The organism is Streptomyces sp. SolWspMP-5a-2, from assembly GCF_900091845.1.
Taxonomy (GTDB): Bacteria; Actinomycetota; Actinomycetes; order Streptomycetales; family Streptomycetaceae; genus Streptomyces; species Streptomyces doudnae.
Genome location: NZ_FMCI01000151.1, coordinates 1 through 15,254, shown reverse-complemented (window position 1 = coordinate 15,254; position 15,254 = coordinate 1). Strand labels below are relative to the sequence as shown.

Annotated in this window: 12 protein-coding genes; 5 read left to right on the top strand and 7 right to left on the bottom strand. The window is 73.9% G+C overall.

What is annotated here, in order from left to right; translation table 11 throughout:
* Positions 1–246: 246 nt before the first annotated feature.
* Together GA0115242_RS15460 and GA0115242_RS15455 are read right to left on the bottom strand one after the other, a co-directional pair.
* On the bottom strand, positions 247–2,184 hold the full coding sequence (locus GA0115242_RS15460; protein WP_093828726.1) for an amylo-alpha-1,6-glucosidase: 1,938 nt from the start codon (positions 2,182–2,184) through the stop codon (positions 247–249).
* Positions 2,181–3,623 carry an MGH1-like glycoside hydrolase domain-containing protein gene (locus GA0115242_RS15455; RefSeq protein ID WP_256089443.1) on the bottom strand — a complete coding sequence of 481 codons (1,443 nt, stop codon included), beginning with the start codon at positions 3,621–3,623 and terminating at the stop codon, positions 2,181–2,183. The genes GA0115242_RS15460 and GA0115242_RS15455 overlap by 4 nt, the downstream gene beginning before the upstream one ends.
* A 121-nt stretch (positions 3,624–3,744) precedes the next feature.
* Between GA0115242_RS15455 and GA0115242_RS15450 the strand changes: the two genes are divergently transcribed.
* From GA0115242_RS15450 to GA0115242_RS15440, 3 genes are all read left to right on the top strand, one after another.
* Positions 3,745–4,941, top strand: coding sequence for an ROK family protein (locus tag GA0115242_RS15450; protein ID WP_093828725.1), 1,197 nt, complete (start codon positions 3,745–3,747; stop codon positions 4,939–4,941).
* 444 nt (positions 4,942–5,385) lie between these two features.
* A complete protein-coding gene (gene ppdK / locus GA0115242_RS15445) occupies positions 5,386–8,127 on the top strand; it encodes a pyruvate, phosphate dikinase (protein WP_093828723.1) in 2,742 nt (913 codons plus the stop codon).
* Positions 8,128–8,287: 160 nt separating this feature from the next.
* Positions 8,288–9,070, top strand: a complete 783-nt coding sequence (locus tag GA0115242_RS15440; RefSeq protein ID WP_093828729.1) for a sulfite exporter TauE/SafE family protein — start codon at positions 8,288–8,290, stop codon at positions 9,068–9,070.
* A gap of 22 nt (positions 9,071–9,092) precedes the next feature.
* Here GA0115242_RS15440 and GA0115242_RS15435 read toward each other — a convergent pair whose 3' ends face one another.
* The 3 genes from GA0115242_RS15435 to GA0115242_RS15425 all read right to left on the bottom strand — a co-directional run bounded on the left by GA0115242_RS15435 (position 9,093) and on the right by GA0115242_RS15425 (position 10,965).
* The gene (locus GA0115242_RS15435; RefSeq protein WP_093828721.1) at positions 9,093–9,713 is read right to left on the bottom strand and encodes a class F sortase; all 621 of its coding nucleotides are present in this window, start codon (positions 9,711–9,713) and stop codon (positions 9,093–9,095) included.
* Between the two features lie 109 nt (positions 9,714–9,822).
* Complete coding sequence (locus GA0115242_RS15430) at positions 9,823–10,341, bottom strand: hypothetical protein (RefSeq protein WP_093828719.1); 519 nt, start codon at positions 10,339–10,341, stop codon at positions 9,823–9,825.
* 252 nt (positions 10,342–10,593) lie between these two features.
* Positions 10,594–10,965, bottom strand: a complete 372-nt coding sequence (locus GA0115242_RS15425) for a MerR family transcriptional regulator (RefSeq protein WP_093828727.1) — start codon at positions 10,963–10,965, stop codon at positions 10,594–10,596.
* 74 nt (positions 10,966–11,039) lie between these two features.
* On the opposite strand from GA0115242_RS15425, the gene GA0115242_RS15420 reads away from it, so the two are divergent.
* Positions 11,040–11,951 carry an alpha/beta hydrolase family protein gene (locus tag GA0115242_RS15420; RefSeq protein ID WP_093828717.1) on the top strand — a complete coding sequence of 304 codons (912 nt, stop codon included), beginning with the start codon at positions 11,040–11,042 and terminating at the stop codon, positions 11,949–11,951.
* Positions 11,952–12,005: 54 nt separating this feature from the next.
* Here the strand turns inward: GA0115242_RS15420 and GA0115242_RS15415 are convergent, their stop codons facing one another.
* The gene (locus tag GA0115242_RS15415) at positions 12,006–13,652 is read right to left on the bottom strand and encodes a M4 family metallopeptidase (protein WP_093828715.1); all 1,647 of its coding nucleotides are present in this window, start codon (positions 13,650–13,652) and stop codon (positions 12,006–12,008) included.
* 296 nt (positions 13,653–13,948) lie between these two features.
* On the opposite strand from GA0115242_RS15415, the gene GA0115242_RS15410 reads away from it, so the two are divergent.
* The gene (locus GA0115242_RS15410) at positions 13,949–14,353 is read left to right on the top strand and encodes a gamma-glutamylcyclotransferase family protein (RefSeq protein WP_237549071.1); all 405 of its coding nucleotides are present in this window, start codon (positions 13,949–13,951) and stop codon (positions 14,351–14,353) included.
* Between the two features lie 46 nt (positions 14,354–14,399).
* Here the strand turns inward: GA0115242_RS15410 and GA0115242_RS15405 are convergent, their stop codons facing one another.
* On the bottom strand, positions 14,400–15,077 hold the full coding sequence (locus GA0115242_RS15405; RefSeq protein WP_093828711.1) for a SanA/YdcF family protein: 678 nt from the start codon (positions 15,075–15,077) through the stop codon (positions 14,400–14,402).
* Positions 15,078–15,254: the final 177 nt, after the last annotated feature.

Genomic DNA, 15,254 nt, shown 5'->3' with positions numbered 1-15,254 from the left:
GCCGGCGGTGGCGGCGGGGTCCGGTTGCTGACGAAGGCGCGTGAAGACAGGCACCCGAAGGTCCTTCCGTGCGAGGCCCGGGACGGGACGGACGGCGGGCCCGGCCCGCCGTCCTCTCGTACGTCGTCCCCCGACCGCCGTTCAGGCACATAGGGCAAACAGCGAGCAAACGCCCGGTCAACACCCCTCCGCCGCACGGCCCTTCGGGCGCCGGACCGCCGTGACGGCCTCCCGGCGCCCGCCCGCTCAGACGCCCCCGACCGCCGTCAGCAGCGCCAGCGGGGCCGCCGCCGAACGGGACTCCCGGACGCACGCGTGCGGATAGGGGACCGGTTCGGGACAGGTCGCGCGGTCGTAGCCCGCCAGCACCTCGGGCAGCCGGTGCCCGGTCGTCGTCGCCGCCTCGATCAGCGCCCGCGCCACCGTGCGGGCCTCGTCGTGCAGCCCGTAGCGGGCCAGCCCCAGCGCGATCAGCGCGTTGTCGTGCGGCCACACCGAACCCCGGTGGTACGACAGCGGGTGGTACGCGGGCTGCCCCGCCGCCAGCGTGCGCACACCCCAGCCGGAGAAGAAGTCGGGCTCCAGCAGCCGCCGTCCGACCGCCTCCCCGTACTCCTTGTCCAGCAGGCCCGACCAGAGCAGATGCCCGGCGTCCGAGGCCAGCGCGTCGACCTGGCGGCCGTCGCCGTCCAGCGCGAGCGCCGGGAACTCCCGGTCCCGCATCCAGAAGTCCCGCTGGAACCGGTCGCGCAGATCGCCCGCCGCCTGCTCCAGGAGCGCCGCGTACACCTCGTCGTCCCACACCGAACGCGCCAGCTGGGCCGTCCTGCGCAGCGCGTCGTACGCGTACCCCTGCGCGCCCGCCGCGAGGACCGGACCGTGCGTCCTGCCGCCGTCGGCCGAGCAGATCGCGCCGGGGGAGTCCTTCCAGTTCTGGTTGGCGAGGCCGCCCCGGTCGGCCCGGTAGACCAGGTAGCCGCACGAGGTGAGACCGCCGTGGTCCAGCATCCAGCCGATCGCCGCGCGGGCGTGCGGTTCGAGCCGCCTGGCCAGGGCCGTGTCACCGGTCCGCTCGACGTACGCGCCCAGCAGCACCAGGAAGAGCGGGGTCGCGTCCACCGAACCGTAGTAACGCCCGTACGGCACCTGCCCGAAGTGCGCCAGCTCGCCGTGCCGGACCTCGTGCACGATCTTGCCGGGCTGCGCCACCGCGTCCCGGCCGGTCTCGGTCGCCTGCGCCGCGGCCAGCGCGGGCAGCGTGGCCGCCGCCAGACCCGGCCGGTAGGGGAGCGCGAACAGCGAGGTGAGCAGGGCGTCCCGGCCCAGCAGCGCGAGGAACCAGGGGGCGCCCCCGGCGGGCACGCGCAGCTCCTCGCCGTCCGGGCCGGTCGCCGGGACCTGGAGCGCGGCCAGGTCGGCGAGGCCCCGCGCGCAGGCCGCGGCCAGCTCGGGCCAGCCGGTGGGGAACGCCACCCCCTCCACGAACCGGCCCTCCAGCTCCTGCAACCGCTCGCCCGCCGCGGCGGGCGAGGCGGGTATCGGGGGCTCCCGGTCGACGCCGTGCGGGCGGGCCGCGACCCGCAGCGCCAGCTCCGCGGTGCCGTGCGGCGCGAGGTCCAGGCTCCACACCAGGCGCCTGGCACCGGTGCCGGTCTCCTCCACGCCGTCCGGCGCGGGCTCCGCCGTCACCGTCGTGCGGGACGTCCAGTCGCCGCGCCGGTAGTGGAACTCCACGCCGTCGTCGCGGACCCGGCGGGAGCGCTGGGCGCCCGCCTTGGTGTAGGTGCGGTGGTCCGCGCGCAGCTCGAACTGGTCGGTGAAGTCGGCGTCCGCGGTGACCGCGATCCGGACCGTGGTCGGCACCGGACGGTTGCTGGTCAGCCGCAGCGACTCGACGAACGCGCCCTCCCCGACTGCCTGTTCGCGGAAGATCGTGTACGCGGGCGGCTCCTGGCGGCCGCCGCGCGGGACCAGGACGCAGCGCGCCGTGTCCCCGTCCGCGACCGGTGTGAGCGACTCCGGGACCGCACCGTCGGCGGTCAGCTGCCAGCGGCTCAGATGCCGCGCGTCCCGCACGAACAGCCCGTCGGGGGACCCCGACCCCCGGACGCCGCTGATGTCCCCGCCGTCACCCACACACGCGAACGTCCCGCCGTGCACGAGCAGATGATGCCGGTCTGTCATGCTCCGTCCCCTCCCTCGGTGCCCTGGACACTCGTCGTCCCTGACGTGTGCTGACCCGCCGCGGGGGACCCGTGGTCGCCGGGGCGGGTGTGGAGCAGATCCAGCGTCAGCGCGGCCGTCCAGCCGAAGCCGGTCGCCCCGCACGCCTCGCCGGTGAACGGATCGACGTACTCCGCGTACCCGGACGCCCCCGCGACCTGAAGGAACGCCGTGCGCAGCGCGTCCGCGCGGGCCGTCTCGCCCTGGGTGCGCAGCCCCCGCTCCAGCAGCCAGGCGGTGTTGAACCAGGCCGGGCCGCGCCAGTAGCGGTGCGGGTCGAACGCCTCGCCCAGCAGGTCGTAGCTGGGCGGCAGCCGGGTCTCGCCGCCCAGCCCGAAGTGCGGTCCGCAGGCCGTCGCGACCAGCGCGGCGGCCGTCTCCCGCGGCAGCCCCGGCAGCAGCAGCGGCACGAGACCCGACACCCCGCGCTCGGGGATCAGCCCGCCGCCGCGCACGTCCCGGCAGCTGAAGAGGCCCGCCGCCGGGTCCCACAGCCGATCGCTCAGCACCCGGGTCAGCCGCTCCGCGCGCGCGTGCCGGGCGGTGCCGGTCGCGCCCAGCTCGCGGGCGATGCGGGCGAGGGCGTGCTCGGAGGAGATCAGCAGCGCGTTGAACGCCGGGTCCTCGACGGCGAACTCCCCGCCGCCGTCCCGGTAGGCGCCGTCCCGGTAGTCGGCCGCGAGCCGCACGTACCGCCCGTAGTCCAGATCGGTCGGCCGGTCCTCGGCGGCGCCGTGGTCGAGGTCGGCGCGGCGGAACGAGCGGGCGGGCGCGGGGGCCACCCGGGCCAGCGGGGCGTCCCAGCAGGGGCTGTTGTCCATGCCCTGCTCCCAGGGGTGGACGACGGACGCCAGACCGCCGCCGCCGAGGTCGCGCCGGTGCAGCAGATAGCGGTGCCAGGCGGCCAGGCGCGGGTAGACGCGGGCGAGGAAGCCGCGCGCCCGGGAGAGGCCGGGGTCCGCGCGGTGCACCAGCCACGCGGCCAGCGCGTGCACCGGTGGCTGCACGATGCCCGAGGTCTGTAGCGTGCGCGGGGCGCCCGCCGCGCGGCCCGCCGTCGAGGAGCGCCAGAAGTCGGGGCTCGGGAAGTAGGCGTCGAGCGGGACGGAGGGGTTGAAGACGATGTGCGGAATCCTTCCGTCCGCCCACTGGGCGGTGAGGAGCGTCTCCAGCTCCGTCTGCGCCCGCAGCGGCGAGAGGTGGCGCAGCCCGATCGCGATGAACGCGGAGTCCCAGGACCACTGGTGCGGGTACAGGCCCCGGGAGGGGACCGTCGAGGTGCCGGTCCAGTTCGCCTCCAGCACCCGGACCGCTCCGACGTGCAACGGGTCCGCGGGAGGCGGATCGTATGCAGGGGCGCGTTCGGCGGAACGGCTGGTGAAGAGTGCGGTGCGATCCACTCGGGGCTCCCCGAAAGACATCTCGCCGACCGGGTTCGGTCTTGGCTACCGTAGAGTTACGTCTATTTAACACGCAAAACTCAATATGTAATGCAGGGTTGAGAAACACAAGGGGGTGCGCATGACGGGTCGGGGTCAGACCAGCGCCGGGGACCTGCTCGAACTGGTGCGCAGCGGGCGGGCCACCACCCGCGGCGCCCTCCAGCAGGCCACCGGTCTCTCCAGGGCCACCGTCGGGCAGCGGCTCGAACGCCTCTTCCGCGCGGGCTGGCTGCGCGAGGGCGCGGGCGGCCCGGTCGGCTCGCCGCTGGGCGGCCGCCCGTCGATCACCCTGGAGTTCGACGACGCGCACGCCGTCGTCCTCGCCGCCGACCTCGACACCCGGCACGCCCGCGCCGCGCTGCTCTCGCTGAACGGCGAGATCCTCGCCGAGCGTTCGGGCGAACTCTCCGTGGAGGACGGCCCGGAGACGGTGCTCGCCGCGCTCGGCGGCTGGTTCGCCGGACTGCTCACGGCGACCGGCAGACCCGCCCGCGCGGTCTGCGGCATCGGACTCGCCGTGCCGGGCCCCGTCGACAGCGAGACCGGCCGGGTGGTGCAGCCGCCGATGATGCCCGGCTGGGACGGCTACGACATAAGAGGCAGGCTGGCCAGGGCCTTCACCGAACGGACGGGAGCGCCCCAGGTCCCGGTCCTGGTCGACAACGACGCCAACCTGATGGCCTACGGCGAGCAGCGCGCCGGACACCCCGACTGCTCGGCCTTCGTGCTGGTCAAGGTCTCCACCGGGATCGGCGCGGGCGTGGTGGTCGACGGCTCCGTCTACCGGGGCGTCGACGGCGGCGCCGGGGACATCGGGCACATCAGGGTGGGCGCCGACGCGCTCTGCCGGTGCGGCTCCCAGGGCTGCCTCGCGGCCGTGGCGAGCGGCGGCGCGGTGGCCAGGCGGCTGACCGAGGCCGGGGTGCCCGCCGGGTCGGGCTCGGACGTGCGGGAACTGCTCGCCGCCGGGCACCCGGAGGCGGTCGCCCTCGCCCGTGAGGCCGGACGGCTGGTCGGCGACGTGTTGGCGACCGTCGTCACGCTGCTGAACCCCGGGGTGCTGATGATCGCCGGGGATCTGGCCGGAACCCCCTTCCTGACCGGCGTGCGCGAACTGCTCTACCAGCGGGCGCTGCCGCGCTCCACGGCCCACCTGGACGTCGTCACCGCGCGGCTCGGCGAGCGGGCCGCGCTGGTCGGGGCGGGGGCGCAGGTCGTGGAGTACCTGTACGCGCCGGAGCGCGCGGAGGCCCGTCTGCTGGCCCTCGGGGTGTGACCCCGCCTTCCGCATCCCCCCGTCCCCCCGCCGTGTGACGGGGCTGTTTCCGTCCCGCGGCACCCGTCCGCATGGTGGAACCCGGCGAGCTGTGGCAGCGTGATTCTCGCCACCCTTGATAAGGGTTGCGCTCAGATGAGCGGTTTAGGAGCGGTTGCACTTCTCCAAGGGGTGGCACTCGGTGCCACCCCTTGATCGTTCATCGATCGAAATCAAACGTGCAGGGCAACCGCTCATCTGAGCGTCAGGCGGGCCTCGTGGTGAGGTCTCCGTTCAAGAACTGAAGGCAACTGTCTCTGGCGCCTTGCCTCGCCGTGACTTTCGATCCGCTGGCGGACCGCTGGTTACGGGCGCATGACACACAAGTGGACGTACCCAGGCGCCTTCGATCTGGGTATGTTCCTGGCCGTCAGGGCAGCCACCGCGTCCCGAGGAGTCGAGACCGTGTCGGAAAAAACAGCACCCCAGGCGGACCCCGCAACGCCCCAGGGAGCGAAGTTCGTCTACGACTTCACCGAGGGCAACAAGGACCTCAAGGACCTCCTGGGCGGCAAGGGCGCCAACCTCGCGGAGATGACCAACCTGGGCCTCCCCGTCCCGCCCGGCTTCACGATCACCACCGACGCCTGCAAGGTCTACCTCGACAGCGGCGAGGAGCCGGCGGCACTGCGTGACGAGGTGAGTGCGCACCTCGACGCGCTGGAGTCCCGGATGGGCAAGAAGCTCGGCCAGGCCGACGACCCGCTCCTGGTCTCCGTCCGCTCCGGGGCGAAGTTCTCCATGCCCGGCATGATGGACACGGTCCTCAACATCGGGCTCTCCGACGCCTCCGTGCGCGGCCTCGCCGAGCAGGCCGGTGACGAGCGGTTCGCGTGGGACTCCTACCGGCGGCTCATCCAGATGTTCGGCAAGACGGTCCTCGGCGTCGACGGCGACCTCTTCGAGGACGCCCTCGACCGGGCCAAGGACGCCAAGAAGGTCACCGTCGACACCGAGCTGTCGGCCGACGACCTCAAGAAGCTGGTCACCGCCTTCAAGCGGATCGTCGAGAAGGAGGCGGGCCGCGACTTCCCGCAGGACCCGCGCGAGCAGATGGACCTCGCCATCCACGCGGTCTTCGACTCCTGGAACACCGACCGCGCCAAGCTCTACCGCCGTCAGGAACGCATCCCGCACGACCTCGGCACCGCCGTCAACGTCTGCTCGATGGTCTTCGGCAACCTCGGCCCCGACTCCGGCACCGGCGTCGCCTTCACCCGCGACCCCGCCTCCGGCCACCAGGGCGTCTACGGCGACTACCTCCAGAACGCGCAGGGCGAGGACGTCGTCGCGGGCATCCGCAACACCGTGCCGCTCGCCGAACTCGAGTCGATCGACAAGAAGTCCTACGACCGGCTGATGCAGATCATGGAGACGCTGGAGAACCACTACAAGGACCTCTGCGACATCGAGTTCACCATCGAGCGCGGCCAGTTGTGGATGCTCCAGACCCGGGTCGGCAAGCGGACCGCGGGCGCCGCCTTCCGCATCGCCACCCAACTCGTCGACCAGGGGCTGATCGACGAGACCGAGGCTCTCCAGCGCGTCACCGGCGCCCAGTTGGCCCAGCTCATGTTCCCGCGCTTCGACGAGCACGCCAGGACCCGCCCGGTCGGCAGGGGCATCGCCGCCTCGCCCGGCGCGGCCGTCGGCAAGGCGGTCTTCGACTCCTACACCGCCGTCAAGTGGTCCCGCTCCGGCGAGAAGGTCATCCTGGTCCGCCGCGAGACCAACCCCGACGACCTCGACGGCATGATCGCCGCCGAGGGCATCCTGACCAGCCGGGGCGGCAAGACCTCGCACGCCGCCGTCGTCGCCCGCGGCATGGGCAAGACCTGTGTCTGCGGCGCCGAGGAGCTGGAGGTCGACACCAAGCGGCGCCGGATGGTCGTCCCGGGCGGACACGTCGTCGAGGAAGGGGACCTGATCTCCATCGACGGCTCCAGCGGCAAGGTGTACCTCGGGGAGACGCCGGTCGTGCCGTCCCCGGTCGTCGAGTACTTCGAGGGCCGCATGCACGCCGGGGCCGACGACGCCGACGAACTCGTCGAGGCCGTCCACCGCATCATGGCGTTCGCCGACCGCAAGCGGCGGCTGCGGGTGCGCGCCAACGCGGACAACGCCGAGGACGCGCTGCGCGCCCGCCGCTTCGGCGCCCAGGGCATCGGCCTGTGCCGCACCGAGCACATGTTCCTCGGCGACCGCCGCGAACTCGTCGAGCGGCTGATCCTGGCCGACACGGACACGGAGCGCGAGGAGTCGCTCAGGGCGCTGCTGCCGCTCCAGAAGCAGGACTTCGTCGAGCTGTTCGAGGCGATGGACGGGCTGCCCGTCACCGTCCGGCTGCTCGACCCGCCGCTGCACGAGTTCCTGCCCGACATCACGGAACTCTCCGTACGGGTCGCGCTCGCGGAGTCCCGGCAGGAGTCCCACGAGAACGACCTGCGCCTCCTGCAGGCCGTGCACCGGCTGCACGAGCAGAACCCGATGCTCGGCCTGCGCGGGGTCCGCCTCGGGCTGGTCATCCCCGGCCTGTTCACCATGCAGGTGCGGGCGATCGCCGAGGCGGCGGCCGAACGCCGGGCGGCCAAGGGCGACCCGCGCGCGGAGATCATGATCCCGCTCGTCGGCACGGTCCAGGAGCTGGAGATCGTCCGCGAGGAGGCCGACCAGGTGATCGCCGAGGTCCAGGAGGCCACCGGCACCGAACTGCGGCTGGCGATCGGCACGATGATCGAGCTGCCGCGGGCCGCGCTCACCGCCGGGCAGATCGCGGAGGCCGCGGAGTTCTTCTCCTTCGGCACCAACGACCTCACCCAGACCGTGTGGGGCTTCAGCCGCGACGACGTCGAGGCGAGCTTCTTCACCGCCTACCTGGAGAAGGGCATCTTCGGGGTCAGCCCGTTCGAGACGATCGACCGGGACGGCGTGGGCTCCCTGGTCGAACTGGCGTCAGCGGCGGGCCGCGCGACCCGCCCCGACCTCAAACTCGGCGTCTGCGGCGAGCACGGGGGAGACCCGGAGTCGGTGCACTTCTTCCACGAGGTCGGCCTGGACTACGTCTCCTGCTCGCCGTTCCGCATCCCGGTGGCCCGCCTGGAGGCGGGGCGCGCGGCGACGGAGTCCCGGGGCAGCGACCACCGCTGATCCCCCCGGGCACCCGCCCCCTCGAAGCCGCCCCGGTCCCGCCCCTCGACGGACCGGCACCGGCTCCGGCCCCGGAGGAAGGGGCGACACCCTGTGCGGGGGTGCCGCCCCTGCGGACCGCGCGTCCGTCCCCTCCCCGGGTCCCGATAGTGTCGTGATCATGCCCGACATATCCATGACCACCCTCGCCCTGCTCTGCGTCGCCGCGCTCGCGGCCGGGTGGATCGACGCGGTCGTGGGCGGGGGCGGGCTGCTGCTCCTGCCCGCCCTGCTGCTCGGTCTGCCCGCCGGGACGCCCGCCGCGTACGCGCTCGGCACCAACAAGGCCGTCGCCATCGTCGGCACCTCGGCCGCCGCCGTGACCTACGCCCGCCGCGCCCCCGTGGACGTCCGCACCGCCGTCCGGATCGGGCTCGCCGCCCTCGCGGGGTCCTCCGCCGGCGCCTTCTTCGCGGCCGGCATGAGCACCGAGGTCCTCAAGCCGGTCATCATGGTGGTGCTGCTCGCCGTCGCCGCGTTCGTGATCCTGCGCCCCGCCTTCGGCACCGCATCCGCCACCGGCCCCGCGGGACCCCGCCGCGTCCTCGCCGCGATCGGCCTCGCGGGCATCGGCATCGGGTTCTACGACGGTCTGGTCGGCCCCGGCACCGGGACGTTCCTGGTGCTGGCACTCACCGCGGTGCTCCACCTCGACCTGGTGGCCGCCTCCGCCACCGCGAAGATCGTCAACTGCTGCACCAACGCCGGTGCCCTCGCCACCTTCGCCTGGCAGGGCACCGTGCTGTGGCAACTCGCCTGCGTGATGGCCGTGTTCAACCTCGCGGGCGGCACCCTGGGCGCCCGCACCGCGCTCAAGCAGGGCAGCGGCTTCGTCCGGATCGTGCTGCTGACGGTCGTGTTCGCGCTGGTGGCGAACCTGGCCTACGAGCAGTGGTGGGCCTGACGGCGGACCGCCCTGCCCGTCCCTACCGGCTGCCGGTCAGATGCGCGAAGACGACGACGTTGCCCTGGTACCCGGAGCCGCGCCGGTAGCCGCCGCCGCAGGTGATGACCCGCAACTCGGGCCGGTCGGCGGCGCCGTAGACCTTCGCGTCGGGGAAGTCCCGCGCCCGGTACACCTCGACGGCGTCGACCGTGAAGACGGCGACGCTGCCGTCCCGCCGTTCGACGTCGACGAGCGCGCCCTTCTTCAGCGCGCCGAGGTCGTAGAAGACGGCCGGGCCCTCGGCGTTGTCGACGTGACCCGCGACGACGGCCGTGCCGCGCTCGCCCGGCGTGGTGCCCGCCTCGTACCAGCCCGCGAGGTTCTTGCGCGCGGCGGGCGGCACGTCGAGGCTGCCGGACGGGGTGAGGCCGAGGCCCATGAGGGGCGCGTCGACCCGGATCGACGGGATGGCGATGCGGTCGGGCGGGGACGGGGACAGCGCGGGCGCACCCGGGCCCTCGCCCGCGCGGCCGCCACCGGCCTGCGCCGCCGACGGCTGCGGCGGGCCGTGCGGGGCACCGCCGCCGCTCAGCAGCCAGGTGCCCGAACAGAGCGCGACGGCGGTGACGGCCCCTATCGCGGCATTGCTGATCCTGCGCACACGAAGCCTCCTGCCAGAGGGACCCGGCCCCCCTCCGGGCCACGAGGGGCGTCGGGCCCGGAGGGGGAGGGACATGCGGTACCGGCGGACGGACAGCGGAGGGTGTCCGTCAGATCCCGTCGCCTCTCGCCCGGCGATGCAGGAGCCAGGTACCGCCCGCGGCGGCGACGGCGAGAGCCGCGACGCCGCCCGCGGTCTGTACGGGGTCGGGGCCCAGTGCGCCGCCGACCCCCGTCTTCACACTTCCCCGGGGCTCCTGGCCGCGCGCCGCGGTCAGGGTCACCACCAGGTCGCCTGAGATCCGTCCGCCGCCGCCCGCGCACCGCGCGACGATCTCGTACGTGCCCGGCTGCGCGCTCGGCGGCACCCGGAACTGTCCGATCGCGTCGCCCTCGTGCGTGCTGGGCGCGAGCGTGAACCGCCCGGCGCCCACCGCGCCCGCGTCGCCCTCGGCGGAGCCCTTGTCGCCGCACTCGGCCGTGTTGACGGTGACCTGGTCGCCCGGCATCGCGGACGACGGGTACACCTCGAGGCTGCCGCCGCCGGCGCCGTAGGCGGGGGCGGTGACCAGTCCGGCGGCTGCGACGGCCAGCGCGGTACCGGTCAGCACACGGGCGGTGCGTCGCATCGGTGCTCCCTAGAGCGTCTCGGTGTCTCCTGCCCTTCCGAGGTAAAGGCCGACGGCGCGCCAGCGCTTGCTGATGGAGCGTCAGAATTGCGGTGAACGGGTGTCAGACGGCGCCGCCCGCGCCCCGCTTCCGTCCCTTTTTGCGCAGGTCAAGGCGGTGTGTGGGGGTGAAGGCGGAGAAGCACCCGAAGGACGCACGCCGCACGGGTGAACGGGTGACCGGGCGCCGGGGAGCCCCGGGCGCGGCGCTCCTCAGCGCACCCGGCAGCGTTCCCCCGTGCGCTCCTTGGCCGCCGCGTTGGCGATCACCGCGTCGAGCCGGTCCCTGGTGCCGGTCAGGTCGGCGATCCTGCGGTCGACGCGGTCCCGTTCGAGGGCGAGCCGTTCGATGAGCCGCGGGGTGGCCGCGCCGTCCGCGACGCACGGCATGAGGGTCAGGATCGTCCGGCTGGAGAGACCGGCCGCGTACAGCTCCTGGATCAGCTCGACGCGGCCGACCGCGCCCTCCCCGTAGCGCCGCTGCCCGCTGGGGCTGCGCTCGGGGACGAGCAGTTCCTGTTCCTCGTAGTAGCGCAGGGCCCGGACGCTGACGCCGGTCCTGGCGGCGAGTTCACCGATGCGCATCACGGCTTGCCTCTCACGTCGACGTGAGGTTCTAGCGTAACCGGCGCAGACCCCACACCGAAGGGAAGGCCCCCGTGCCGCACCGCGCCCCCGTGCCGATCGTCTCCGTCAAGCCCCTCACCCTGCCCGCCCCCGGCCGCGGCGACCCGCTGCACGTGCGGGTCACCGCCCCCGTCGGCGGCGACCGCCTCCCCGTCGTCGTCCTCTCCCACGGCCACGGCTCCTCCCTGGACGGCTACGGCCCGCTGGCCGACTTCTGGGCCGCGCACGGCTTCGTCGTCGTCCAGCCCACCCACCTCGACTCCCGCACCCTCGCCCTGCCCGCGGACGATCCCCGCCGGCCGCGCATCTGGCGCCACCGGGTCGACGACCTCACCCGCGTCCTCGACCACCTCGACGACCTGACGGGCGCCGTCCCCGGGCTCGCCGGGCGCGTCGACCCGGAGCTGATCGCCGTCGCCGGGCACTCCTTCGGCGGGCAGACCGCGGGCAGCCTGGTCGGCCTGCGCGTCCTCGACGGCGACGGCGACGGAGAGGACCTGTCCGACGCCCGGGTCCGCACCGGCGTGCTGCTCGCCACCGCCGGGCTGGGCGGGAGCGCGCTGACACCGTTCGCGGCGGAGAACTTCCCTTACATCAACCCGGACTTCACGCACATGACCCCGCCGGTCCTGGTCGTCGTGGGCGACCGCGACGACTCGCCGCTCACCGTCCGCGGCCCCGACTGGATGACCGACGCCTACCGGCTGAGCCCCGGCGACAAGAGCCTGCTCACCCTCTTCGGGGCGGAGCACTCGCTCGGCGGCATCGCCGGGTACGAGGCCAGGGAGACCACCGACGAGCACCCCGCCCGGGTCGACCTGGTGCGGCGGGCCGCCCTCGCCCACCTCCGCCGCGGGCTCGGTCTCCCGGACGACGGCTGGGACGCGGTGCGTTCACGGCTCGCCGCCGAGCGCGACCCGCTGGGCCGGATCGACGGCAGGTGAGCGGCGCGGCGGCCGTCCCCGTCCGGCGGGACGGGAACGGCCGCCGCCCGGCGCTCAGTTGACGTTGACCGCGCTCCACGCCGACGCCACCGCGTTGTACTCCGCGCTGCCGTTGCCGTAGAGGTCCTTCGCGGCGTTGAGGGTCGCGGTGCGGGCGCCCGCGTAGTTCGTCGACGACGTCATGTAGACCGTCAGCGCCCGGTACCAGATCTTGCCGACCTTGTCCCGGCCGATCCCCGTCACCGTCGAGCCGTTGGAGGTGGGGGAGTCGTAGGCGACCCCGTTGATGGTCTTCGCGCCGCTGCCCTCGGCGAGCAGGTACGCGAAGTGGTTGGCGACGCCCGAGGAGTAGTGGACGTCCAGGTTGCCGACCGAACTCGACCAGGAGTCGGCCGAACTGCCGTCCTTCGACGGCTTGTCCATGAACCGCAGCGCCGCCTTGCCGAACCCGGGCTTCACGATCTTCTCGCCGATCAGGTAGTCGCCCTGGTCGGAGGCGTTGTTCGCATACCACTCGACCATCGTGCCGAGGATGTCCGAGGTCGCCTCGTTGAGGCCGCCGGACTCGCCCGAGTAGGTCAGCGCGGCCGTCTTGGACGTGACGCCGTGCGTCATCTCGTGCCCGGCCACGTCCAGCGCCACCAGCGGTCCGAACGTCGTCCCGTCACCGTCGCCGTACGTCATGCAGAAGCAACTGTCGTCCCAGAAGGCGTTGTTGTAGCTGTTGCCGTAGTGGACGCGGTTGTAGGAGCCCTTGCCGTCGCCCGCGATGCCGTTGCGGCCGTGGACGTTCTTGTAGTAGTCCCAGGTCTCGTTCGTCCCGTACTGCGCGTCCACCGCGGCCGTCGCCCGGTCCGCCGTCGTGCCGGTGCCCCAGTGGTTGTCGGCGTCCGTGAACACCGTGGACGGCGCCCGGCTGATGCAGATGCCGAAGATGCACAGGTCGGTCTTGTTGGCGGCGTCACCGGTGTAGGTGTTCCCGCGCGTCGGGTCCTTGAGCTGGTTCGTGGTGCCGGACACCGTCGTCTCCAGCGGCACCGTCCCGCTGTAGAGCGACTGCCCGTCGCCGGTCGCCGTCTCGATGCTGTCCCAGGCGTCGATCTGCGCGCCGGTGCGGGCGTCCGTGAGCACCGTGCGGGCGACCGGGTTGCCCAGCGAGTCCTGCGCGACCGCGTTGCTGCGCCAGGCCAGCCTGGGGGTGCCGTGCAGGGCGTCGACCACCAGCTCCGCCCGCGCGTCGAGCTTGCCGAGGCGCTCGCCGAGGTGTTCGGCGCGCAGCGCGTCCGCCGCGAGACCTGCCGCCCTGGGCTCCGACACCGCGGGGGTGGTCGACGCCAGGGATATCGCGGCCCGGGTGGCGCGGTCGGCGCCGCGGTAGCCGCCGTCGGCCGCGAGGTGGACGACGAAGTCGCCGCCCAGCACCGGGAGCGCCCGGTAGGTGCGGTCGTAGCGGACGTGCTGGGTGCCGTCCCTGTCGACGACGACGTCCCGGACGGTGGTGCCCTGGGCCGCGGTGAGCCCGAGGCTCGCGGCGTGCGCCTTGAGCGCCGAGGCGGCGTTGTCGACGGCGGCGGACCTGGTGGGTCTGGGGTCGGCGTGGGCGGTGGGGGAGAGTGCGACCGCCAGCAGGGTGGCGGTGGTGGCGGCGATGCCGGCGGTGGCGAGACGGGAAGCGCGGAGGTGCCGTGTCGTCCGACTCATCGGTCTCCTCGGGAAGGCGCCCTGGGGGGCGTGGGGGGTGGCGCGGATGTTCCCTGAGATTTAAGGGGGCATGACATGTCATGTCCATAGCGCGTATGCGGACACCGTCCCCGGAGAGAATCGTCCCCGTGACCCCAGCCCCGCCCCCGAACTCCGCACCGCAGGAACCGCCTTGCGGCGGCCCGCTGTCCGACCCCGCCTCCGGGGCGGCGCCTTGCCCGCCCTCACCCGGCAACTCCGCCGCGCCGCAGGCGCCTTGCGGCGGACCGCGGCCCGGACCCGGCACCCGCGACGCCCTGCCGTTCTTCGTCTACGGCACCCTGCGCCCCGGCGAGCGCAACCACGACCTGTTCCTGCGCGGTCGCACCCGCGCCGAGGAACCCGGCCGCCTCACCGGCGCCGTCCTCTATCGCGGGCCCGGCTACCCGTACGCCGTCGAGGACCGGCGGGGTCTGGTGCGCGGGGAGCTGGTGACCGCGCGGCCCGAGGAGTACGCGGCCCTCCTGGTCGCCCTGGACGCGCTGGAGGAGTACGTGCCGGGCGACCCCGCCAGCCTCTACGAGCGCGTCGCCCGCGACGTCGTCCGGGACGCCGACGGCCTGCCGGTCCGCGCCTGGGTCTACCTCGCGGCCCCGCCCGTCGCCCGACGGCTGCGCGCCCACGGCCGGTTGATCGGGAGCGGCGACTGGCGCACCGGGTGAAGCGGGACCCCGCCCCGCCCGCGCCCGTACGGTCACCGTCCGCCGGTCAGCGCGGGGCCGCCAGCGCCTCCCGCACGCCCGGCTCCTGGCGCCCAAGGAAGCGCGGGTCCGGCGCGAACACCGCCTCCAGCGCCGCCTTGCCCGCCGCGAGGATCTCCCGGGAGTTGCCGTAGTACCAGGTCACGTCGTGCTTCGCGGCCACCCCGACGCCGTACGAGGTGACCCCGGCCGCCCGGCACAGGGCGACCGCGCGCCGGATGTGGAAGTCCTGGCTGATCAGGACCGCCCGGTCGACGCCGAAGATCTTCTTCGCCCGGACACAGCTGTCCCAGGTGTCGAACCCCGCGAAGTCGCTGACGATCCGCCGGCCGGGGACGCCGTGCCGGATCAGGTAGGCGCGCATGGCGTCGGGCTCGTCGTAGTCCTCGCGGCTGTTGTCCCCGGTGACCAGCACCACCTCGATCCGGCCCGCCCGGTACAACCCGGCGGCGGCGTCCAGCCGGTGGGCGAGGTACGGCGACGGCTCGCCGTCCCACAGCCCGGCCCCGAAGACGACCGCGACGTCGGCGCGGGGCACGTCCGCCGCGGTCCGCAGCCGGTCGGCCGTGCCCACGTGCAGCCACGCCGACGGCAGCAGCGCGAGCACGCACACCGCCACCACGGCCCGCACCAGCCGCCGCTGCCCGGCCCGCGTCCCGGGCAGCCGCGCCCACCGCGCCACCACACCCCACGACCCCGGCGAACCGCTCCCCGCGGGACGCCCGCCCCCACGGCCTCCCGAGCCCCGACCCGCTCCCGCCCCGCTCCCACCCGTTGCCGTCCCGGCGCCGTCCGCCGCCGTCCGGTCGGCTTCCGTCCAGGCCTTGCCCTCCGTCGTCCGGTCCGTTGCCATCCCGGCCTT

Excerpts from the sequence above, each read along its gene's own strand:
- GA0115242_RS15440 (WP_093828729.1), top strand. The coding sequence starts at position 8,288 with ATGCCCGACATATCCATGACCACCCTCGCCCTGCTCTGCGTCGCCGCG.
- GA0115242_RS15430 (WP_093828719.1), bottom strand. The coding sequence starts at position 10,341 with ATGCGACGCACCGCCCGTGTGCTGACCGGTACCGCGCTGGCCGTCGCA.
- GA0115242_RS15425 (WP_093828727.1), bottom strand. The coding sequence starts at position 10,965 with ATGCGCATCGGTGAACTCGCCGCCAGGACCGGCGTCAGCGTCCGGGCC.
- GA0115242_RS15460 (WP_093828726.1), bottom strand. The coding sequence starts at position 2,184 with ATGACAGACCGGCATCATCTGCTCGTGCACGGCGGGACGTTCGCGTGT.
- GA0115242_RS15415 (WP_093828715.1), bottom strand. The coding sequence starts at position 13,652 with ATGAGTCGGACGACACGGCACCTCCGCGCTTCCCGTCTCGCCACCGCC.
- GA0115242_RS15450 (WP_093828725.1), top strand. The coding sequence starts at position 3,745 with ATGACGGGTCGGGGTCAGACCAGCGCCGGGGACCTGCTCGAACTGGTG.